Annotated in this window: 17 protein-coding genes; 8 read left to right on the top strand and 9 right to left on the bottom strand. The window is 56.3% G+C overall.

The window, feature by feature from the left end:
* Nucleotides 1-151 precede the first annotated feature (151 nt).
* The 3 genes from FJ146_08830 to FJ146_08820 form a co-directional block, all read right to left on the bottom strand.
* The gene (locus FJ146_08830) at nucleotides 152-1,525 is read right to left on the bottom strand and encodes an MATE family efflux transporter (protein ID MBM4252061.1); all 1,374 of its coding nucleotides are present in this window, start codon (nucleotides 1,523-1,525) and stop codon (nucleotides 152-154) included.
* 97 nt (nucleotides 1,526-1,622) lie between these two features.
* Complete coding sequence (locus FJ146_08825) at nucleotides 1,623-2,111, bottom strand: hypothetical protein (GenBank protein ID MBM4252060.1); 489 nt, start codon at nucleotides 2,109-2,111, stop codon at nucleotides 1,623-1,625.
* A 26-nt stretch (nucleotides 2,112-2,137) separates the two neighbouring features.
* Nucleotides 2,138-5,386 (bottom strand): hypothetical protein, encoded by a 3,249-nt coding sequence (locus FJ146_08820; GenBank protein ID MBM4252059.1) that lies wholly within the window; start codon nucleotides 5,384-5,386, stop codon nucleotides 2,138-2,140.
* Nucleotides 5,387-5,530: 144 nt separating this feature from the next.
* On the opposite strand from FJ146_08820, the gene FJ146_08815 reads away from it, so the two are divergent.
* Nucleotides 5,531-6,082, top strand: a complete 552-nt coding sequence (locus FJ146_08815) for a DJ-1/PfpI family protein (protein ID MBM4252058.1) — start codon at nucleotides 5,531-5,533, stop codon at nucleotides 6,080-6,082.
* Between the two features lie 15 nt (nucleotides 6,083-6,097).
* On the opposite strand, the gene FJ146_08810 is transcribed toward FJ146_08815, so the two are convergent.
* On the bottom strand, nucleotides 6,098-7,165 hold the full coding sequence (locus FJ146_08810; GenBank protein MBM4252057.1) for an alpha/beta hydrolase: 1,068 nt from the start codon (nucleotides 7,163-7,165) through the stop codon (nucleotides 6,098-6,100).
* 116 nt (nucleotides 7,166-7,281) lie between these two features.
* Between FJ146_08810 and crtY the strand changes: the two genes are divergently transcribed.
* From crtY to FJ146_08785, 5 genes are read left to right on the top strand one after another with little or no spacing between them, the layout of a single operon-like run.
* A complete protein-coding gene (gene crtY / locus FJ146_08805) occupies nucleotides 7,282-8,463 on the top strand; it encodes a lycopene beta-cyclase CrtY (protein ID MBM4252056.1) in 1,182 nt (393 codons plus the stop codon).
* Entirely contained in the window at nucleotides 8,464-9,468 is a 1,005-nt protein-coding gene (locus tag FJ146_08800) for a hypothetical protein (protein ID MBM4252055.1), read from the top strand. It begins immediately after the preceding gene.
* Nucleotides 9,458-11,017 carry a phytoene desaturase gene (locus FJ146_08795; protein ID MBM4252054.1) on the top strand — a complete coding sequence of 520 codons (1,560 nt, stop codon included), beginning with the start codon at nucleotides 9,458-9,460 and terminating at the stop codon, nucleotides 11,015-11,017. Before FJ146_08800 ends, FJ146_08795 begins: the two co-directional genes overlap by 11 nt.
* A gap of 1 nt (nucleotide 11,018) precedes the next feature.
* Nucleotides 11,019-11,993, top strand: coding sequence for a phytoene/squalene synthase family protein (locus tag FJ146_08790; protein MBM4252053.1), 975 nt, complete (start codon nucleotides 11,019-11,021; stop codon nucleotides 11,991-11,993).
* The gene (locus FJ146_08785; GenBank protein MBM4252052.1) at nucleotides 11,990-12,619 is read left to right on the top strand and encodes a hypothetical protein; all 630 of its coding nucleotides are present in this window, start codon (nucleotides 11,990-11,992) and stop codon (nucleotides 12,617-12,619) included. Before FJ146_08790 ends, FJ146_08785 begins: the two co-directional genes overlap by 4 nt.
* 357 nt (nucleotides 12,620-12,976) lie before the next feature.
* Here the strand turns inward: FJ146_08785 and FJ146_08780 are convergent, their stop codons facing one another.
* Complete coding sequence (locus FJ146_08780) at nucleotides 12,977-13,837, bottom strand: nucleotidyl transferase AbiEii/AbiGii toxin family protein (protein ID MBM4252051.1); 861 nt, start codon at nucleotides 13,835-13,837, stop codon at nucleotides 12,977-12,979.
* A gap of 1 nt (nucleotide 13,838) precedes the next feature.
* Nucleotides 13,839-14,462, bottom strand: a complete 624-nt coding sequence (locus FJ146_08775) for a hypothetical protein (protein MBM4252050.1) — start codon at nucleotides 14,460-14,462, stop codon at nucleotides 13,839-13,841.
* A 292-nt stretch (nucleotides 14,463-14,754) separates the two neighbouring features.
* Between FJ146_08775 and FJ146_08770 the strand changes: the two genes are divergently transcribed.
* Both FJ146_08770 and FJ146_08765 read left to right on the top strand, forming a co-directional pair.
* A complete protein-coding gene (locus FJ146_08770) occupies nucleotides 14,755-17,901 on the top strand; it encodes a hypothetical protein (protein MBM4252049.1) in 3,147 nt (1,048 codons plus the stop codon).
* A gap of 16 nt (nucleotides 17,902-17,917) precedes the next feature.
* Nucleotides 17,918-18,874, top strand: coding sequence for a hypothetical protein (locus FJ146_08765; GenBank protein ID MBM4252048.1), 957 nt, complete (start codon nucleotides 17,918-17,920; stop codon nucleotides 18,872-18,874).
* A gap of 40 nt (nucleotides 18,875-18,914) precedes the next feature.
* On the opposite strand, the gene FJ146_08760 is transcribed toward FJ146_08765, so the two are convergent.
* From FJ146_08760 to FJ146_08750, 3 genes are all read right to left on the bottom strand, one after another.
* On the bottom strand, nucleotides 18,915-19,172 hold the full coding sequence (locus FJ146_08760; GenBank protein ID MBM4252047.1) for a hypothetical protein: 258 nt from the start codon (nucleotides 19,170-19,172) through the stop codon (nucleotides 18,915-18,917).
* Between the two features lie 90 nt (nucleotides 19,173-19,262).
* Complete coding sequence (locus tag FJ146_08755) at nucleotides 19,263-20,837, bottom strand: hypothetical protein (GenBank protein ID MBM4252046.1); 1,575 nt, start codon at nucleotides 20,835-20,837, stop codon at nucleotides 19,263-19,265.
* 396 nt (nucleotides 20,838-21,233) lie between these two features.
* Nucleotides 21,234-21,622 (bottom strand): transposase (locus FJ146_08750; protein MBM4252045.1); only part of this gene is annotated, 389 nt, incomplete at its 5' end.

The following is a 21,622-nucleotide window of genomic DNA, read 5'->3' as shown; positions in this document are numbered from 1 at the left end:
GTTGCGAGCCAGTCTCGCGTCGTGATTATTCGGGGCTTATCGGCATTAGTTGTCAGAAACTTGAACTCTTAATTTCTTACAATGTGAAGCAATCGATGCAAGCATCAATAAACAATGTTAATTTACTGATAACTGGCGCGATATTCGCAACTTAATGAATCACACTCATGGTGATCCATTTGCCAGATTGGAATCGTCGGAGAAAGATCATCGCCTGCACCATGGCATAGATGCTCGCAGTTCCCCAGGCCCAGTAAAGTGCACCGTCCCACTCACGGGCAATCCATGTTGGTAGGACCATAAGCGGCCAGGGCAAGGCCAGGGCGACGGCGGAAACAAAACGCGTATCTCCAGCACCCTTAAGCGTGAACGAGCAAACTAGATTCAGGCTGTCGAAGCAAGTGAAGACAGCCACAAACATCAGGAGCACGGGCACGATCCTTGCCACGTCGTTCCACAGCGCAAGGTTGCTTGGATTTTGAAACCAACCCAAGTAAAAATGCGGCACCAAGACAAAGCTGAGGCCCATCGACATCATGTAAGCGAGAGCCAAGTGGATGCCACACCAAGTGACGGCCTTGGCCTCTTCGCCCTTGCGTTCGCCAAGCAGTTGACCGACCTGGATAGCTACCGCTTGGGCGACTCCCATGGCGGGTAGTACCGACAGCATCATCACGGTAACCACGATGCCGCTGCCGGCAAGAGCGGCCTGGCCATCCTTCATCCGGCCGACAATGATTAGAAATACCGAAAAAGCCAGGCCTTCGAGAGCCCACTGCATACCACTGGGTAAACCGTAGCGGAGAAACCTTTTAATCAGTGCGAAGTCTGGCCTCCAGCCTGAAATCATCCTGAACTCGCGTTCAAATTGCTGACGAAATAGTAAACTCACCGCAAACGCCGCCGCCACGTAGCCGGCTAGCGCCGTCGCATAACCGGCACCAGCCACACCTAGTGCTGGAAAACCCCATTTGCCGAATATGAGCACGTAGGCAAAGAACGCGTTGGCCGCCATACCAATGAAGTTGATCCAGAGGATGACGCGCGTGCGTCCCAAACCTGAGAAAAAGCTACTCACGGCCGCCACTACCGCCGTCGGCAAGGCCGAATAGCATAGGGCATCGAAATACGCGATTTCCATGGTGCGCAGCTCAGGTGAGTGGCCAACCACCGCAAAAATTAATTGCGATAGAGGAATCAGGCCGAGAAAGAGTAGCCCACCGATCACGCTCACGTGGAGCGCCTGCCACGTAGCAGGTCCGATCATCTGATGCTCTTTAGCGCCAAAATACTGCGCGACGAAAGTCATGAGATATGACGCCGTTTGTTGTAGTAGCGCCATAGGAGCCCAAAAAATACCGGAAACGGCGATAGCGGCCGCTAAGGCCTCGGTCGAGAAGTTACCGAGAAAAACGCGGTCGACCGTAAGCTGGACATTCCAGAAACTGTTGGAAACGATCAGAGGCCAGGCAACTTGGAGTATGGTTCGGTAACGGTTGCGTGCTTTGGCGCTAAATGGTGTCATTGGGGATCCGGGCTAGGGTGAGCATGCTGTGCTTCGCCAGTATTCTAGCTCCTGATGATCCCCGAGATGAATGCTTATTTGTCAAAAGTCTGTGCGGTTAGGGGCTCAAAGCTAGGCAGGCCTTCTCCAAATCTTTACAGGCGTCGTAGCAGTCTTGACACGTTTTCATATGTTGGCGGTGTTTGTCGCAGGCTTTAGCGCAATCGGCAGCTACGGCCGCCGCAAGTTTAGCGCTCTGGGCCAGATGCTGACTGTGATTAGCCGCAAGTTTACCCACGACTTCGGCGACTGCGACGAGGTCGGTGACGTGCTCGAGGCATTCGGCCATGTCCTTCTCTCCGTGTGCTAGCATCTCGACGCAGTGATCGGCACAAGCTAGGCCTTTGGTGACTGCATTGGCAGCAGCACTAGCAATGAGTGAGGTCTTGTCATCAGCGGATGTATGGTGCTCCCGGTGATGATTATTGTGATCATGTTTTGACGGCTTTTTGGCTGCATCGGGACTGCTGCCAGTTGCCGCTGCTTTGAGTGCTAGTAGACTCACGGTGGCGCCTATACCACTGAGGCAGAGATCGCGACGATTCATGGGATTCTCCTTAAAAAATTGCTTGTTTAGTTAATGACGGCGACTGCATCAACGTCGATGCGGTTGCCGGTTGAGGCGACGTTTCTAGTTCCTGTCGCTGTGATCACCAGGGTGTGAACTGCGCGCGGTAATCCGGTGCGGACAAATTTTAAAACGGCACCGGTATTAGTGCGTGAGTAAAGATCCACATTGCCTTGTGGGACGCCGTCCAAGGTGACGGTAGCGATACCCATCGTGGGTCCGACGGCAGTGATCCAAGCCACTTGCGAGCCGGTGAAGCGGATGGTAGCGGAGGCGTTACGAGTGGTAGTACTACGCGCCGTACCACCAAAAAAGTTCGTTGCGACAGTTCGTAGCCATGTGCGGCGGTAGGTGATAGCTCCGGCAGCCTCCTGGAGTGCCGTGAGATTGAAGGGACCACCGCGGGTGGCTGCGGCATTGAGACCTCCGCTGTCCGTGGCACCCACGCGGTACTCGTAACTACGTCCAGCGGTGAGTAGGAGTCTTTGATTGGTCGTGGTGGGCGTCGTTAATGCCACTTGGGTGAACGCACCGCCATTAATACTCCTTTCGAGTCTGTAACTGGAGATGGTCCTGCCGCCGAAAGTTTGGGCGCTCCAACTGGTAACTGTCGGTATGTTTCCTCCGCTCACGGCAACGTTGGCTGCCAAAATCGTCGCAGGTGAGCTCACCACTGGCACCGTCATAGCGAAGCTATAACTATCCGTGCGCATGTCAGACGCCATGCCTGTTTGATCGATAGCGACAGATTTTAAGGTACGCGGCGTTGGTCCTGTGAGCGTTAGTGGCGTTGTGTAGAGGCTGCGGCTCAGAGAGTCGAGAGGCGACGTGGCATCAAGTGTGTAGTATATCCGCCCAGCCCGGCTCGCGCTAAGAGCCACGGTCACGCGGTCCGCATAGTTGCCGCCCGGTGGTTGAACCGTGATAGCTGGTGCGGTTGTGTCAATCGTGTAGCTAGCGGTCTTTACGGCTGTGCTGACGCCACGCGGCAGGGCCGCAACAAACTTGACGGTTGTCGACTGGGTGATGGCTACTGGTCCGGTGTAGAGTGTCCCGTGGGTTCCGATCACCGGCACAGTGCCATCAATCGTGTACCAAATCTGAGCGCTGGCCTCAGATGCCGTGAGGGTGAGCTGTTGCGGTGCCGTATAAAAAGCTCCCATGGGACTAGCATCGACGTCTAGGTCTGGTGCCAATTTGCCGCTGATGTTGAATAGGTCCGTGTACATGACAGTTTCATAACGCGTCCCTTGCAAGCGCTCGAGGCGTATGAAGTTAGTGCCGAATGGACTACCGACTACCGTATGGGGAACGTTGGGATCACCGATGTATCCAGTTGGTGCTCCGTTCGACCACTGGAGAAACGGTCCCACATGAGCAAAGCGGCAGGCGTCAAAGTTGCCTGCAATCGGGTCGATGTCGTCGGTGTGGTTGATAGCGTTTTTGCCGGTTGCACCGGACTCCACTTGAAAATATTTGACACCGTAGGGATGCGTCAACCGGTAGTGACCAGCGATGGTAAGGTCAGCTCTGATGCGCAGGCGGGCAAAGAGGACCCGCTCGCCCCATGCGGGTCCGGCACCTGCGAATGCCCCCTCGATCGCCAGCGTGACATCGACAGCATTACCGGCTGTGCCCGTGGTGCGGGCGCCGGCGTACCATAAGAAACTCTCGCCTGCATAATTGCGCGGATAAACGATCGGTGCAGTCGCATCGATGCCATCAGGCCCCCCTACGGGTGTAGGTAAGCACATGGGGTCATTAGGGTCGACACAAGGGGTCAAGCTCATGCCTGCCGTGTCCTTGATCCAAAACGGCAGTTCGATGGCTGGATTGATCGGCGACCGTGTCAGTTTTTCTGTGGCGACGGTGTAGTAGGCTTTCCTTTCCTTTGATTGCGCCTCGATAGCGCCCGTCGGTCCGCGGCGCAGAGCCCGGTACCGGATCATGTGGGTGTCGTTGTTGGCAAATGTAACTGGGGTACCGCTAAATACCAGCGCGGTGACACTGTTCATCGGATCCGTGCCGTCTGTCGTGTACCGAATCTCGTTGGCTGAGCCCTCGGGCGCAAGACTCACGGCCACTGCCTGGCTGTAAACACCAGGAGTCGGGCTTGCCATGCCAGCGACCGTATTTGGATCAATCGTGTAGGCGTAGCGGGAAACCTTACCGTAGACGCCGTTAGCCTCGCTGACTGTGCTAACAATGAGGCTACCGCTCGCTTGGACTGGCTTGATGGTGATTGGTCCAGCAACAACGTCTGCTGCCAGAGGGAAGCGCGTCGAGCTGGTCGTTGGATCCGAGCCGTCGAGCGTGTAATAGACGGTAGCGCCCGGCTCTGTCGGCGCCAGAGTCAGAGCTGGTGGCGCGGGAAAAGTGTTAGGCATGAGCGATGGGACCACGACAGGCTCCACGAGACGCCCTGCGATCGATGCCACTTGGGCGCTGCCAACTGACGTCAGCACGCCCGCTTGCAGCGTATCGATGCGGAAAAAGTTGGTCCCGAGCGGGCTTCCCGTAAACGAGTGCGGCACGGCAGCGTCCCCGAGATAGCCCGCAGGTGCATCTTGGTCCCACCGGAGCAAAGTGCCGAACGGGCCGGTCAGGAGTCCGTCAAAACGTTCCTTAGCCAAGCCCACATCGCTCACATCGCGCACCCGACCGCCAACCACCGTAACATCATTGAGGCCGTAGGGGTGCGTCACACGGTAGACGGCATCGCGAACGCCACTGGCGACGAATAACGTGCGGGCGAAGGTCACGCGCTGACCTGGGGCCGGGACCTCGGCTGCAAAGGCGGCTTCCAGTGCAAATAGGACGCGAAATTCACCACCAGTGGTCAGTGGTATGCGAGCCTCGGCTAGCCAGTAAAAAGATTCGCCTGGAAAGTTTTCCGGAAACTCAACGGGCTGCGTAGGATCGAAATCAGCAGGAGGTGCCACGCACTTTGTATCTGCGTTGATGCAAAGGTCGACACGCGTCCCCGTCGCGTCGGCGTACCACATGGGGAAGCCGTGCATCGGATGGGCCGGGCCTACCGCTTGCAACGGCGGACCTACGAGAGCAAAGCCGGGGTCCTCCCCAGTCGGCGGCGTCGCGGCCTCGGCGGCGTCGCCGCTGCCTGACGCGACTGGAGGGATGGACGCTGGTCCTCCCAAACTGCTGGAGTGGCGATTCATCAGGCGGCAGCCGCTAGCGAGTGACGTCGCAGCGACCAGGATCAAGACGGGCGGTAGCATGGCAGCCTGCGGCATGGCAGCCTCCAAGTTGGGATTAGATTGCGGTGGGTTGAACTTATAGGTTCGCGAACTGATGTGTTCCAATTCCAGCTTACACGAGTTTGGCCTGAAGACAAAAAGCGGTGGTCCGTTTATGATCCGGCCAAAGGAGGATTGGCAATGACGACACAAACAGTTTTGGTCCCCTTGGCTGAGGGGTTTGAAGAGATCGAAGCCGTTACTATCATCGACGTCTTGCGTCGCGCCGACCTGGCAGTAAAGACCTGCTATCTCCGGGATCCCGATGTGACCGGGGCTCACCGTCTGACGGTGAAGGCCGACCAGAGTCTGGACTCTGTCGATGCGTCCAGGTGCGCCATGGTGGTGCTCCCCGGAGGCATGCCGGGCAGTAGTAACTTGGCTGAGGACCGTCGCGTGCTTGACCTCGTGCGGTCGGTCGATCGCTCGGGGGGGTACGTGGCTGCCATCTGCGCTGCACCGATGGTGCTCGCCGCAGCTGGTGTACTCGGTGGCAAGCGCGCGACCTGTTATCCTGGATTTGAGACCAAGCTCGAAGGGGCTAGCGTCAGCAAGGACAAAGTTGTGGTCGATGGTAAGTTGGTAACCGGTAATGGTCCCGGTAGTGCCGTCCCATTCGCGCTGAAGCTCGTCGAACTGCTGCGCGGCAAGGTCGTCGCGGACGAGTTAGCCAAGGGCTTGCTGTGGACCTGAGCCGACAGCTTCCGCTTAATTGACGAGCGGTTGTGGTTGGAAAAAGTTGAGGATCTCACCGATCACGGGTGTCCGCATGGAGTCGCTTTCTTGTAAGATTTCATGGCGGGCGCCTGCAACGATGCGTAGTTCGCAGTGGGGTGCGGCCGCGCAAAATTCCTGCTGGCCCTCGGCCGTCACGATAGCGTCTTCCTCAGCTTGGAATATCCTGATGGGGACGCTGATCTTGCGCGCTAGCCGGGTGGCGCGGCTCGTGGCAGCTATGGCTTCAGCCATCCATTTGTTGCTCTGACCGCCAATGGTCAGATCTGGTCTCTTCTTGTAGAGGGCGAGGGTCGCGTTGGCGCGCGCAGCACTATGGGTAACGGAACTTTTGCTGCCGTCCTCCTTGCTCGGATCCATCAAGCCACCGCCAGGCCGAAACGCACTGCCCTTGCCGCGCCAGACGTTGAAACCAATCACCGTGCTCACCAGCCACGGCGGGAACCCGCGAGTCCTGATGCCAAACATCGGTGCACTGTAGGCTACGGCTGTAAAAGGGCTGGTACCGTCGGCTAGCATGTCCGTGCTGACCATGCCGCCGAGAGAATGCGCAAGCAGAAAGAGCGGACGTCCAGAGGCCGGGACGACGACGTTGGTGACAAACTGCTTGAGGTCCGTCACGTAGTCGCTGAACTTTTCGACATGGCCGATCTGGCGCTCGTCAAGTAGACGTTGCGATTCCCCCATGCCGCGCAGATCAAGGGCATAGAGGTTGTAGCCAGCTTGGGTCAGGTCGTAAATGATCTCGGCATGCTTAAGCATGGATTCACTGTAGCCATGTACGAACACCACGGTTCCGCGAGCCGGCGTGCCGTCAGTGGCGGGAAAACTGCGATAGGCGATCTTGGTGCCGTCGGCGGCGCGAAAAAACTGCAGCCGCGTGCGTTCAACCAGCGGCAACGCCTGCGTTTCAAATCCAGTTTGAAATTCTGCCTCCGGCAAGGCGGCAGCCTGGCGATTGGGCAGAGCGGTGATCGCAATAGGGACTAGTAACGATGTCAGGACGATGCGTCCAAACACGCGCAGATCGGGGAGGGGCACAAAACCTCCTATGTAGCGGATACCTAAATTTTACGGCTCGCGCGGCTGATCTGTAAAGTCGCCGTTGAGGCTTGGGCGTCGATCGTTTAGGGTAGGCCTACTAGGAGGCTCCCCACGTGCAAGTTGAGGCTAAATCCGTCGTATTTGTTGGTGGCGGTTTGGCGAATGGTCTAGCGGCCTTGCGTCTTACCATGCGGCGTCCAGATTTACCGATCGTCGTGCTGGAGGCTGGGCCGACTCTAGGTGGGGAGCATACATGGTGCTGGCACGATAGTGATGTAACCGCGGCCAGTGACTGGGTGACGGCGCTGGCAACGGCCAGTTGGCAGGGCTATGACGTGCGGTTTCCGGACTATAGCCGCACGCTTACGGGGCGTTATCACGCGCTGCGATCAGCAGACTTTCACGCCAAATTGACGCACCTCCTGCGCCGTCGCGTTAGGACCTCCACTCCAGTAGCGGAGGTTCACGGTGACCACGTGATCTTGGCGAGTGGTGAACGCATTAACGCGGGGTGTGTCGTCGATGGCCGCGGCTTTGCCGCGGTGGATAGTTCCCATTGCGCACCTTGTGCCTACCAAAAATTTTTTGGTTTGTTTCTCCGTACCGACAAGCGCCACGGCATCAAGCGTCCGATGCTGATGGATGCGACCGTGGATCAGCGTGACGGTTATCGGTTCTTTTATATCCTGCCGTGGAGCGAGCACGAGCTACTGATCGAAGATACTTGCTACAGTGATACGGCTGCCGTTGATGACGCTGGCGCGCGTGCTGACATCTTAAGTTACGCGGAGGCTCTTGGTCTCGGTGCATTCACCGTAATCGGTGAGGAGCGTGGCTCATTGCCGCTGCCGCTATATGGTGCCGCAGCACCAACACTCACACGCACCAATCTTCATTCAGGCGTACGGGCCGGGCTCTTTCATCCGACGACCGGTTACTCGATGCCCGAGGCCGTGCGATTTGCGGAATGGCTCAGCGGGCCCGACGGGGTAGGGCGCCGCACCGGTAAGGCCTTGGCGCAAGCGGCTGCGCGACGCGCCCGTCAAGTGTGGCGTCAGGGTGATTTTTGCCGCCGTCTCAATAGTATGTTTTTCAAGGCAGCCGCACCGTCAGGGCGGCGCCATGTCATGGCGAAATTTTACCGCCGCGATCCTGAGTTAATCGCGCGCTTTTATAGCGGTCAGCTCAGTGCCATCGATTGCTTGCGTCTGCTTTCTGGACCTCCCCCCGTGCCGGTAGCAGAGGGGGCGCGAGCCTTTTTTCTGAAGTCTGTGTCTGCAGAAAGGGGCTTGTAAATGGATAATTGTTTACCAAGTGTTGCAGAACTCGACGAGCTACTGGGTGGCGCTGGCAGTCCGGTGGCCGACCAACTCGAGCGTCGTCTCGTGGAGCCCGCGCGCATGCTCATGGCGCGACCCAGCAAGCATATGCGGGCCCGTCTCGTAGGCCTGGCTTATGACCTTGCTGGTGGTGACAATGCTGGACGCCCCTTGATCGAACGTGCCGCAGCCGCACTCGAGCAATTACATACCGGTTCGCTGATTGTCGATGATGTCCAGGACGGTAGCAAGCAGCGGCGCGGTGGTCCAAGCCTGCACACTATCTATGGATTGCCCACCGCTTTGTGTGCGGGTAATTGGCTTTATTTTCGACCTATGCGCATCTTAGATACGCTACCGCTGCCAGTAGATGCGCGTCACCGCTTGCTGTCTGCTTATTACCAGGCAGTGGAAGCCGCACACTACGGCCAAGCTCTCGACATCACGGTCAAGGTCGACACGCTGGGACGTCAGGAAGTACCTGCCTTCTGCGACGCCGTCATTGAATGGAAGACGGGCACGATTACGGCCCTGGCCATGCGCGTGGGAGCTATCGTGGCTGGTGCCGATAGCGCGCGCGAGGAGGCCCTCGCTACGTTTGGTATGGCCTTTGGTAAGACACTGCAGTACTGCGATGATATCGGCAATGTTGTCGGGCGGCGCGACCCCAGTAAGCGCTTCGAAGATCTGCGCCTTCGTAAACCGACAGCAGTTTGGGCCATGGCGGCGGCACGCAGTACGGATGATGATTATGCCGTGTTCCGCGCGGCGGCGCTGCGTGTAGAGGACGATGCAGCCCCACTGATTACCTGGCTGGAAGAGCGCGGCTTTGTCGCCGACGCCACCGTGCGTCTCAATAAAGCCATGCGACTTGCTATTGATACCCTGGCGCAGGCACTTGCGCCTTATGCAATAGAGCAGAGCGAAGCAGCACTCACGCGGCTTCGCGATCTTACTGAGGAGCTGATCGATGCCTACTAACCTGACTCCCCCCAGAGCCTCACACACCATTAAAAAAGCAGCTGTCGTTGGCAGCGGCTTCGGCGGTCTGGCGGTCGCGATTCGGTTGGCAGCAGCCGGGGTGAAGACTGTCATTTACGAGGCCCTACCGGAACTCGGTGGGCGCGCCGGCGTTTTCACCCAAGATGGCCACGTGTTCGACCGCGGTCCGACCGTCGTGACAGCTCCCGACACCATTACCGAGTTATTCGAACTCGCCGGTAAATCGATGAGTAACTACGTCGAGCTCATGCCGGTGAGCCCGATGTACCGGCTTTTCTGGGAGGACGGCACGACCTTTGACTATAGCGCTGGCGAAGAAGATCTGATGCGCGAGATCCGCCGCCTATCGCCCGAGGACGTGAACGGTTATCAGCGTTACTTCCGCTACGCGCAGGAAGTGTTTGACGAAGGCTACACGAAGCTCTGTCACGTGCCCTTTCTAAACTTTTGGGACATGGTCAAGGTGGCACCGCAGCTGATTAGGCTGAATGCGCATGTTCCTGTTTACTCAACGGTGAGTAAATTCTTCAAAAGTGATTATTTGCGTCAGGCATTTTCGTTCAACAGTCTACTCATCGGTGGCAACCCACTGCGGGCGTCGTCGATTTATACGCTCATCCACCCGCTTGAGCGCAAATGGGGCGTCTACTTCCCTCGCGGTGGGACGCACGCACTGGTGCGCGGACTGGCCAAGCTGTTCACCGATATTGGTGGGGAGATTCGCTTGGGCACGCCGGTGAAGCAAATCCTGACCAAAAATGGCCGCATCAGCGGTGTGATGGACGCCAGCGGTAACAAAGAAGACTTTGACACCGTCGTCAGTAATGCCGACGTCGTTCACACCTACGATAAACTGCTTGGGCACGAAGCGGCAGCAGCTAAAAAAGCGCGCCGCCTGAAGTCTAAGCGCCATAGTATGTCGCTATTTCTGATTTACTTTGGCACCAACAATGCCTACCCGAATCTGATCCATCACAACGTGATGTTTGGACGCCGTTATCAAGAGCTGCTCAAAGACATCTTTGACCGCGGTGTGGTCAGTGACGACTTTTCGCTCTACCTGCATGCGCCTAGCTTGACGGATGACTCGCTGGCGCCTCCTGGTAAACACACGTACTACGTGTTGGCGCCGGTGCCACACCTAGGGCACGGGGCCTTCGACTGGAAGCGCAACGGCGAGAGCTTCGCCGATAACATCATGGCGTATCTCGACGAGCATTATATGCCAGGACTGCGCGATGATCTGACCGTGCGCAAAATCTTCACGCCGCTGGATTTTCAGTCGCGGCTCTCTGCTCACGAGGGGTCAGCCTTCTCGCTCGAACCCACGCTGACGCAGAGCGCTTATTTCCGCGTACACAACGCGGATCCGCAGCTGCCGGGGCTTTATTTTGTCGGAGCAGGGACGCACCCAGGAGCTGGCATCCCAGGCGTCATTGGCTCGGCAAAGGCTACGGCTGGCGTCATACTTGGTGCGGAAGCACCGGCGGCGGCAGGGGCGCTGCAACCACAACCCGCTGGAGTTTGAGTTGGCTGAGCCTACTTTAAATAACCCACCAACCTTGCATGAGACTCTGCGTGCCGCGTGTCGCTCAAGCATGCGCAAGGGGTCGCTGAGTTTTTTCCTAGCCTCACGACTTGCCGGCGCACGACTCCGGCAAGGTCTGATGGTGCTTTATTCTTGGTGTCGCTACTGTGATGATGCCGTCGATGCCGGTGATCAAACGGAACTCGTCGAGCGCCGTAGCCTCGCGGTCGATGAGCTGCGTCGTGAGACCTGGGCAGCGATGCACGGCAATCTTGTGACGACGCCTGCGGCTGGTGCACCTTTTGCCATGGTAGCCTTCCACTGGCTGGCGCAGTGCTACCGCATACCTGACCACTACCCGCAGGAGCTACTGGCGGGTATGGATATGGATGTCGCAGGTCAGTTGTACCGGACCTACGATGATCTACGGCTCTACTGCTACCGCGTGGCGGGAGTGGTGGGACTAATGTTTAGTCATCTAGCTGGTGTGAGTGACGAAGCGGCGCTTAAGCATGCCGCCGACCTTGGTGCGGCGATGCAGCTGACTAATATCGCGCGCGATGTGTTGACGGATGTTGCGCTGGGGCGCGTCTATCTGCCCCACGATTGGCTGGCAGCCGAGGGTCTCAGTCCCGAGGATGTCGGTGACCCCACTAAACGCGATGCAGTGGCGCGCGTGGTCGCAAGGCTGCTCGCAGCGGCGGACGACTACTATGCATCGGGCGAGGCGGGACTCCGGTATCTGCCCTTGCGCGCAGCATTGGCAGCCGGTGCTGCTAGGTTTATTTATGCTGAGATCGGCCAGTTGGTGCGTGACCGCGGTGCTGCCGCCTGGGAAAGCCGGGCCGTGGTGCCTCTTGGGCGGAAGTTAGTGCTGGTGGCCAAGGCCGTTAGGGTCGTGATTGCGCAGCGCTGGTCCCAGATCGGAAGGACCTGGCAGCCTGCGCCAATTCGCACAGTTTGGAGGTTTTCATGACAACGCGGGTCTTAACTGAGAGCGATACGACTCATCGTGGCGCCGGTGTCTTGCGTGAGATTTGGCAGTATCTCGCCAACATAGGCTCGTTTAAGCCCACCGATTGGCTGCGATATCTGAGCTGGATGTCGACCATCTTTGGCTTACTCATTGCGACCGTGTCGTTCACCGTCTTTGGGTACGTGAACGGTGTCGACTGGCCAGGCTATGTGTGGTGGGTGCCCGTCGGTAACTTTCTCTTCGCCGCCTCATTAGCGGTCGATGACATCGGCCATCGCACCATCTACAAGTCGCAGCTCAGGCGGGGCGAGGCCTACGTGCATCAAATGATCGTGGCAACGGCTGTGCCTAGCATCGTCTTTCTCTGCCTCTGCTATCAGCACCCCCAGGTGTTTTCCATGGTGGCCTTGGGTTTCACGATCCTCTCATTTTTTTACAGCGCGCTCGATGAAGCCATGCACTGGCATCGCTACCTGACCCAGAAACTGGACCGCGTCGAGATGTGGGCGCACTTTGTCGCCATCGTCGGGCACGTCGTTATGGTGTCGGCATGGTGGCAATGGTTTAACGCGGGATACCCCGGCGTCACCGAGACCATCGATAAGATCATCGCACTCGCCGCTTGAGCCTGGCTGAGTGAGGTTGCTCCCGGGGGGGCTACCCCCGGGCTACCCAACTTGGCGATGTGAAGAGAGGTCAAGGATGCGGATCAGATGCAGGACTCACTGGAGCTAGACTCCAGAGGGTCTTTGGTAAGACGTCTCGCGGTGATTTGGGACATCGCCCGGCTCTGAAGATGGTCTTAGCAATCATCGTGCCAACGACTGGGTCAAGGATTGGGACGCGTGCATTGCCGTGAAAGTGCCTGTTATCACTGCATCCCGGGAATATGCATGTAATTGGTGGAGGGAGCGGCGGGCCCGTTGTGGTAACAGTTTGCGCGGCTAGGTTAGTTTGTTGGTTTAGATTTGTTACCAATGCCTTTAACGAGGTAAGCCTTCAAGGCGATTTACCGCAGTGGTAAACAAGCTTTTTTGCCAGGCCTCCACTGATTGTCGATCGCGGACAAACGGCAAAACATCATCCTTGGCTCGATCAAGGTCAAGGTTTTCTAGGCGCTTGTGCAATAACGCAGCGACATCATTCATCGTCAAATCTTGATCCTCCGGCCACTTAGCTAATTGCAGGAGGCACGCCTTTAAATGAGGTACATCCACGAGGACGCCACGACTGACGTACCAAAGGAAGTCGTAAAAATCCCGTCCCTTGGTATTAAATTTGTAAGGCCTAAACAGCATGGCGACGATTTTGCCTGCGAACAGGGTTGGCAGTGGCAGTGTCTTAATGGAGTAGGGGATCGGACTATAATGCTCAATCACGGTGGTCGGCATGGAACCGGGAGGTGTCGTGTCTACTTCGATCTTGATTTTGAGCGTGTGATCCTTGTGGGTCACGAGGCTGGTCTTGATCTTTAGTAGATGAATGAGCGTGTTGGCCTTGATGAAGGCTGATTCAACACTCGTTCCTGCTGCTTTCCATTTCTTCTCAACCGAAGTCTCAAAGCCGAAAGCTTCGAGCTCGCGTTTAAGAAAATTCTCATACTGAGATATGTCGAAAGTCACGTCAGGCCGTAGCAGCGTAAAATCAAGGTCCTCAGAGAAACGGTCAAGTCCGTGTAGTACGCGTAGAGCTGTACCACCGTAAAACGCGCCTCTCTCAAAGAACTTGCCGCGCCACATGCCGAGCAAGGCGATCTCCTGGATAATCTCCTTCAGCGCATTTTCGTAATCTGGTAGGGATCTGCAGTCATAGCGACTCAGCATCTGTTTGATCACTTGGTGCATGTTAGCGGATGTCCTTAATGTGGCTTAGATGCGCGAATGCCGGGAAGTCGAAGAGTTTGGCGAGTCGCCTGATCTCGCTCTTACGCAGCTCTTTGAGATCTCTGATATCAATACGCATCGCATCAAGCCAGTCCCGCACGTCTCCCATAGTCGCTATGTCCGCCTCTTGAAGCATAGTCTCAAGTATGGCTTTTTCGCGGGACGCGAGGAGAAAGGCGCGATTAGTACCAAGTCCTTGTAGCGTCACTGAGGTGCGGTAAAGGTGCATAGGTAAATAATTGTAGATGAATGTGCCGATTGGGGTGCGGAACTCTTTCCGCCTATTAGGCGTTGTGGAGGACAAAGTCTCAACACGTTCCGGAATGAGACCATAGTAGGCCAAGGCAGCGTGCCCACTGACGTACGAAGGTCCGTAAATCAGGTTGGCAAGCACATGGGGCGAGAATGGACGCTCGTAAATGGGGCCGAGCACGTAAATGCCCTTTTTCACACGGATTACGGCCTGCTGCCGCAGCAAGCGTGTGATCGCGTCCCTCGGGGCTTTATAGCGCCCGACTATCGACAATAAAAAATTATAGTCAAATTCGGGTGTTGAAATCTCTCTGCCGAGTTCTATCAGGTTCATTTAAAACTCCAGTAAGTCGATTTTAACACGACATACTGGTTGACAACAACGTTGAGTACTGGCGCATAGTAGGTCCAGCGACTTGTCGATTGGCTGTTTTGACTCCCGACACCAACCCAAACACAACCTCAAAACAGCGTCCAAAGATGCGAGTAATCCGCAATGCTTTTATTGGCTTAGCAACACTGCAAAAATAAACCTAAAGCCCTGTTTCATTCGCGCCGAACTTCGCCTTGAGGGGTTTAAGCACCCTCAGGACTTGCCCATTCCGGGCACACTGGCGAGGACGACCATGCCCTACACTGGGCTAAACACAATACCAAGACTGGCTACCGCGTTGCGCAATGTCGCAGCCGGCGTGCTATTTTGGGCGGCAATGGTCGCACGGGAGGCCTCGGGCTATCCTTACGAGCTGACCTACGGCAATCGCATCACGGATGCCGACGGGAAACCCGTCCAAGGACCGATCACGGTGTCCGTAGATTTTTACTGGGATATCGCTGACAGCGCACCGCGCGTCGATGTACCTTCGCTGGTCATCCCTGATGTGCAGGTGATCGACGGCGTTTTTCAACTAAGTCTCGAGTTAGCGCCGGGAGACTTTCACAAAGTATTCTCCGAGAGCGTCACGACCGTTTACATACAGGTGACGGACAAAACGCATAATCGGGTTTATGGCAAACAACAGTTTAGTGTCACCCCTTATGCCCTAAAAGTTCCGGTAGACCCAACAGTGTTTAGCTACAATAGCGACGGCCTACTCACGCTTGCTGCCACGCGGCCCACTGGGGCTGGCTTGCACGTCCTATCCTCGGATACGAGTGGAGTGGTGAGCTGGGTAGCTGCGGCAAATTCCGGAGGTAGTGGCGGTACGAGTGCCATGAGCGGTGCAGCTGGTGGAGATCTCTCGGGATCGTATCCAAATCCGGTACTGACTAACACTGGCCTGACTGCTGGTACTTACACGAAGTTGTTTGTCGATGCGAAGGGTCGCGCCCAGTTTGGTATGAGTCTTAGTGCATCCGATTTGCCGCTTATGGACGTGAGCAAAGGTGGTACCGGTGCAACGAATTTCAGCGTCAACGGTGTTCTATTAGGTAACGGTTCGTCTAATGTACTTTCGACGGCATCTGGAAGTAGTGGGCAAGTCCTGCGAGTGCCGAGTGGAAGTGCTGTTCCCTCGTTTGGTCCTTTGGACTTAGGAGCGGTATCTGCTGTCACAGGCACCCTGTCGCCGGTCTTTGGCGGTACCGGGGTTAACTCAGCGGCGACCTTCCCGATGTCAGGAACGATCGTGACGCAAACGGCGACTGAGACACTGAGTAATAAGACACTGAGCGCACCAGTTTTGAATAGTGCGACGCTTGCGGGAGCAACAGCGGTCACCGGCGACATCAGGATAGCTGATTCGAAAACCTTGGGTTTAGGTGCCCATACTGCCGATCCCGCTGGTTTGACTGCGGGAGACAAAGGCAAGACGTGGTTTAATACGACGTCGAATCAGGTCAAGTACTGGGACGGGTCTAACGCTGTGGCGCTGGGCGCGGCTGCAGCTGACTTGGCAACGAAAGAAGGCGTTATAGCAGCGGGTACCACCGCTCAGTACTGGCGCGGTGATAAGTCGTGGCAGACCCTTAGCACTGCAGTAGTACCTGAATCAGGTACCAATTTGTACTACACAGAGGCCAGAGCACGAGCAGCTTTGAGTGTTACGGCTCCGATCAACTATAGTGCCGTGAGTGGTTTGCTCAGCATGAACTCCGCAAACAGCTCTAGCCATGGTTACCTGACGTCGGCAGATTGGAGCACATTTAACGGAAAACAGAATAGCCTCGGGTTTACACCTCTGAATAAAGCAGGCGATTCGATGACTGGCGACCTTCGGATGAGTGGTCAGCGCGTCATGGAAGTGGGGAGCCCGAGTGTTGGCACAGATGCTGCGAACAAGAGTTATAGTGACTCTTATCTCGGAGGCAAGTCCTTTGATCAAACAGGTGCGGTAGACGGTTCGGTGATCAAATGGGATCAGACTAATCAAAAATTTTCGTTAGCAGTTATCACTGCCGGTGTAGCCAGTGTATCGGGTGGTACCGGTGGTACCATCGCAGATAACACCATCACCGACGCAGATATTGCCACAAATGCTGGAATTTCTGACACCAAGTTGGCAACGATCAGCACGGCTGGCAAAGTTTCCGGTGCGGCCATCATTTCAGGGACCATAAGTGGATCGACAGCATTTGATACCACGGGGAACATCAGAACGTCGGGTAACATCACAGCGAGTGGCAGCGTCGGTATTGGTACAACGGCGCCATCTGCACTGCTCAGTGTAGGGAACGGTTCCCAGTTTCAGGTGACTTCCTCCGGCGACTTAACCAGGATAAACAACATCCCGTATAACTGGCCATCCTCCCAGGGCGGTGCAAATCAAGTTCTGACCAATAACGGAAGCGGAACATTATCGTGGACCACGGCTGCAGGAGGGAGCTCTCAGTGGACATCCTCAGGGGGCAGCATTTACTACAATAGCGGTAATGTCGGGATCGGTAATGTCGGGATCGCAACAACGTCGCCTGGATCCAAACTTCAGGTGAACGGTAATGCTGCCATTGGCTATTCAGCCGCGACCGCAGGTCCAGCTAATGGCCTCGCCGTGAGTGGCAACGTCGGCATAGGTACGACGAGTCCTTCGGCTACCCTGAGCTTGGGTGGGACGACAGCGCGCACTATTCAAGTGGATCGTAACACCGCGACTAACTCTGCGGGCAATAGCTTGACTCTGCAAGCTGGTGGCGCGACCTCGGCGGTGACAGATAAAAACGGTGGCACGCTCTTCATCGCCAGCGGCACGGCGACCGGTACCGGGACCTCGACTCTGGAATTCCAGACAGCTAGCCCTGGGAATACGGGTACTAACGATAGGATTCCTACGACTAAAATGACGATCAATGGCGGAGGCAACGTGGGGATCGCTACCACGTCACCAGGATCCAAGCTCCAAGTAAACGGGGGAGCTGCTATTGGTTACAGCGCTGCTACTTCGGCGCCATCGAATGGGTTAGTTGTGGCTGGCAACGTCGGAATCGGTACAACTAATCCCCGAGCCAAACTCGATGTCAACGGCGCGATTTTGGTCCCTGCAGCAACAGCGAATAGCGGCACGACTATCGACTTTTCTGCAGGTAACTTGCAGTACACAAGCCAAAGTTGTGGTGCTTTCACCTTAAATAACATGGCAGATGGTGGTACTTACACGCTAGCTGTCAAGGGTACTAGCGAAGCTCTTTGCAGTTTTTCAGCCACTAACACCGCAAACAATACTCTGACTGTTCGCTATCCTCCCGATCATCAAGCGACCATTGCAAATAAACATACAATCTATACTTTCATGGTAATTGGCTCCGATGTGTATACGTCTTGGATCCCTGGTTACTGATGTTGAGGAGACTCTAATGAGATCTCGTAGTCAGCACATTTCAGGTTTTGCGGCTAATTCTGTAGTCGAGAAATTGGCGTTCTTTTGGTCTATTTTTGTACCTATGATTTCCTTGTCTGTAGTCCCGATCTTTTTCCCAGAAACAGCTCTTGCACAAGTGGGACACGGCGCTTTCCTAAAACCGCGGTTGCAACTGGTGACGGTGATACTTTCTACCACTGGTTCTGGCACATGGACCGTTCCTAACGGAGTGATCAAGTTGGAGTCTGTGGAGTGTTGGGGGGGCGGTGGTGGTGCTGGTGGATACTCGGGCGTAATGTCCCCAGCGGGCGCTGGAGGAGGAGCCTACGCTGCAAAGAATGACATAGTTGTGACTCCTGGTACACAGATGAACTTCAATATCGGGACCGGTGGTGCTTCAGGTACGATTTCTGCCGGTGCCGCTGGTGGTGACACCTGGTTTGTCAACGATACGACTGTATTGGCAAAGGGTGGCACTGGTTCGACAGATACGCTAGCCGGTGTCGGTGGGTTGGCGGCCTCATCAGTCGGGGATGTTATCTATCCCGGAGGCACTGGTGGAAACTCACCAAATAGTGGCGGCGCTGGTGGTGGTGCCGCGGGCTCGCCATCTGGCGCTGGTAATAATGGTATCGACGCGTCTGGTAACGTAGGGAGTGCGGGTGGCGCTTCACCTTCGGCCGGTGCTGGGGGGACGGGAGGAACTTCTAACGGCACCACAGGAAATAGTGGCTCTCCTGGAGTGAGTAACCCTGATGGCGGCGGCGGCGGCGGTGGTGCCGGTTATAGTTCGTCAGGGCCTGGAAACACGGGTGGAGCGGGCGGCGTACCAGGCGGCGGAGCGGGCTCTAGTTCCAAATTGTCAGGAATTAATGCTCCATTAGCCGGCTCAGGGGGTAACGGGCAGATCAGAATTAGATACCGCCGCCACTACTTAGCGCCGACGCCTTAAAGTAGTTCACTTTAAAATACGTGGCGCCGTCTCTGGTGGCTCACTCACAAGCCCCATTCGCCCCACAATACCCCGAGCAACACTCTCCGTCCGTGCTACACGCATCACCGGCGTAGATGCACATGCCTGTGCTCGTATCACTGAGCATACAGGTTTGGTAGGAGCAGTAGCCGCTGCAGCAGTCGTTAGCGAAGTCGCAGCGATCACCGAGAGCGACGCACTGAGGTGCGGTGATTGCCGATGCGGTGTGAGCAAGGCTGATGAGGGCGAGGGCGAAGGTCCAGGGTCTAAGGGTCATAACCACTCCGAGAGGTCATAGGGCGTCAATTGGTTCGGAGGGCCTACCGCGGCCTAACTCGGTTGGTCAAGACCAAAACATAAACTGGATCTAAGTACCCGTTTTAGAGGCAAGCGTATTCTGGATCGCTAGGAGACAAGCTGCCATCTTGTTGCGGGTCTCTTGCCACTCGTGTGCTGGGGTAGAGTCGTAAACAAAGCCGGCAGCAGCCTGGGTCGAGGCCTTGCCGTGGGCCACGTGTATGGTACGGATGAGCAGCGTCGACTTGAGGTTGCCGCGGGAGTCGAACATCCCGAGACTACCGGCATAAAACTCGCGGCTCATGGACTCTAACTCGTAGATGAGCTGGGTGGCTCTGATCTTGGGAGCCCCGCTCACCGTACCGTTGGGGAAGCTCACCCGCATGGCGTCGTAGGCATCGACGGTGTCGGGTAGGGTGCCCACCACTTGGCTAACCATATGAAAGACGTGGCTATATTCCTCCACCGTCATCAGCTCCTCGACCTTGACGCTGCCCGGGGCCGCTATGCGGCCGATATCGTTGCGGGCTAGATCGACGAGCATGACGTGCTCGGCGCGTTCTTTGTCGCTCGCCACGAGTTCTTGACGCATGGCGGTATCCCGCGCCGGATCCCAGGTACGTCGTCTCGTTCCAGCGATAGGTCTATGGGTCATCCGTTGGCCCTGCACGCCGACCATCATCTCGGGGGAGGCGCCCACCAGATGGTGATCCTGCCACTTGTAGTAAAACATGTAGGGCGAGGGATTGAGCATGCGCAGGTGGCGAAAGATATCAAACGGCCTTGCCGCCGTGGCGCGGCCGAGGCGATTACTGATCTGGATCTGAAACACTTCGCCAGCGCGGACGGCGTCCAAGCACTTTACGCCAAGCGATGTAAATTCGCTTTCATTTAGTGCTGCGTCAAAGTGGCCAAAGTCGAGGGGCTCATCGCTCAGGCTGAGCGGCGGTGCTTGGTGCGCGGACGTCAAAGTCTCGATCTGCTCGAGCAGATTCGCCAACTCAGACGCAAACTGACGGCGCAGCTTAGCCTCGTTGCGGTCAGCGATGGGTATGTTGCGAGCGACGAAAAGGCGCCGTGCCAAGTGATCGACGATCAGAAATTGGCGCGGCATAAAAAATGCGGCATCCGGTACGCCTAAGGTCTTAGGGGGAGCTTTGCCGATGGACGGCTCGAGAGCTTGTCCGATATCGAAGCCGAAAAATCCCGTGGCTCCGACCATAGCAGCCGTGTCCGGACCGCCAAGTCGGGTTCCCTTGGGATACACAGTATCAACCTGCCACCGTGCCATAAGATCACGTAGCGCATTAATCGGGTCAGTGATGGGGAGGCTCTGCGACTGTGCTTTACCACCATCGAGATGCAGGGAGTACTCACAAGTTTTTTTGGTGCATGAATCTATCTGCCACGTCCAGACGGGATCGAATCCCAAGAACGAATAACGTGCATTTGGTCCAGCTGCCGCTGATTCGAGGAGGAAAAAGTAAGGCTCATCTACATAGCGATCAGCCAACGTGATTGCCGTCTCGTGATCGAAAGCGATGGGTACACACAGAGCCACCAGTGGATGCTTCGTCGCAGCTGTCAGGAAATCACTAAATTCAGGCAGTTTAGGTGACGTCATCGCTCCCGCCGTCGTGCACATAAGTTTATATCAGAGAGAATACCATGCTAAGCCGCAGGTCAGTGTATCTCATGCTGAATTCTCTCATAATTTCGGCTTTTTTGCACAAAGCTGAAGACTTTAAACTGGTCCACTTAATTGTTGGTCCGCCCCAGTAACACCTCGCTTTTTTTGCATTTACTTGTGAATCAGGCGGTGAATTACACCTGATTCAGGCAACCGCTCTCCGCAATGTACCTAAATCTATTCATTCGGGTACTTACGGCGTAGCCCTAGCTTGAGCTACATTGAATTTCCGCACAGTTGCCGCCAGCGCTGGGCTGCATGCCATGCCCCCGGATGTAGCGTTAGCTACCTCCTAGGCACTGGCACCATGCGGCACAGAACACCGTCCAGTGCTCGCGGAGCGCCTTCGTCTCAGCTCCACGACCTTAGTGGTCGTGCCGCTACGCTAGGTTTAGCCGTGGCGTCGAGCGACGAGCGTTCGATGCCGCAGCCGGTAAACCGGGCTGAGTGTCTCCGCGTCACTGGTGGTATCTGGCCCGAGCAGGGCAAGTCTTTGTGCATCACGAGTTTCAATCCATTGATGGCAGCGTTCTCGTCACGCAGGTGGTGACTGGCGCAGGCAGGGCAGTCCCAGCTGCGTACCTTCGGGGATAGTCCTTCGGCCAGCTTATACCCACATGCGGAGCAGGTGCGTGTCGACCCATGCTCAGGCCACTCGATGTAAATGCGGCCAGACCTGGCTGCCACCCACTGGACGACGAGTTTAAATCTACCGATGAGGGACTGGTTGTTCATGCTGC

It is taken from the genome of Deltaproteobacteria bacterium (assembly GCA_016874735.1).
GTDB lineage: Bacteria > Bdellovibrionota_B > Oligoflexia > Oligoflexales > CAIYRB01 > CAIYRB01.
This window is presented reverse-complemented; position numbering and strand designations above follow the sequence as displayed.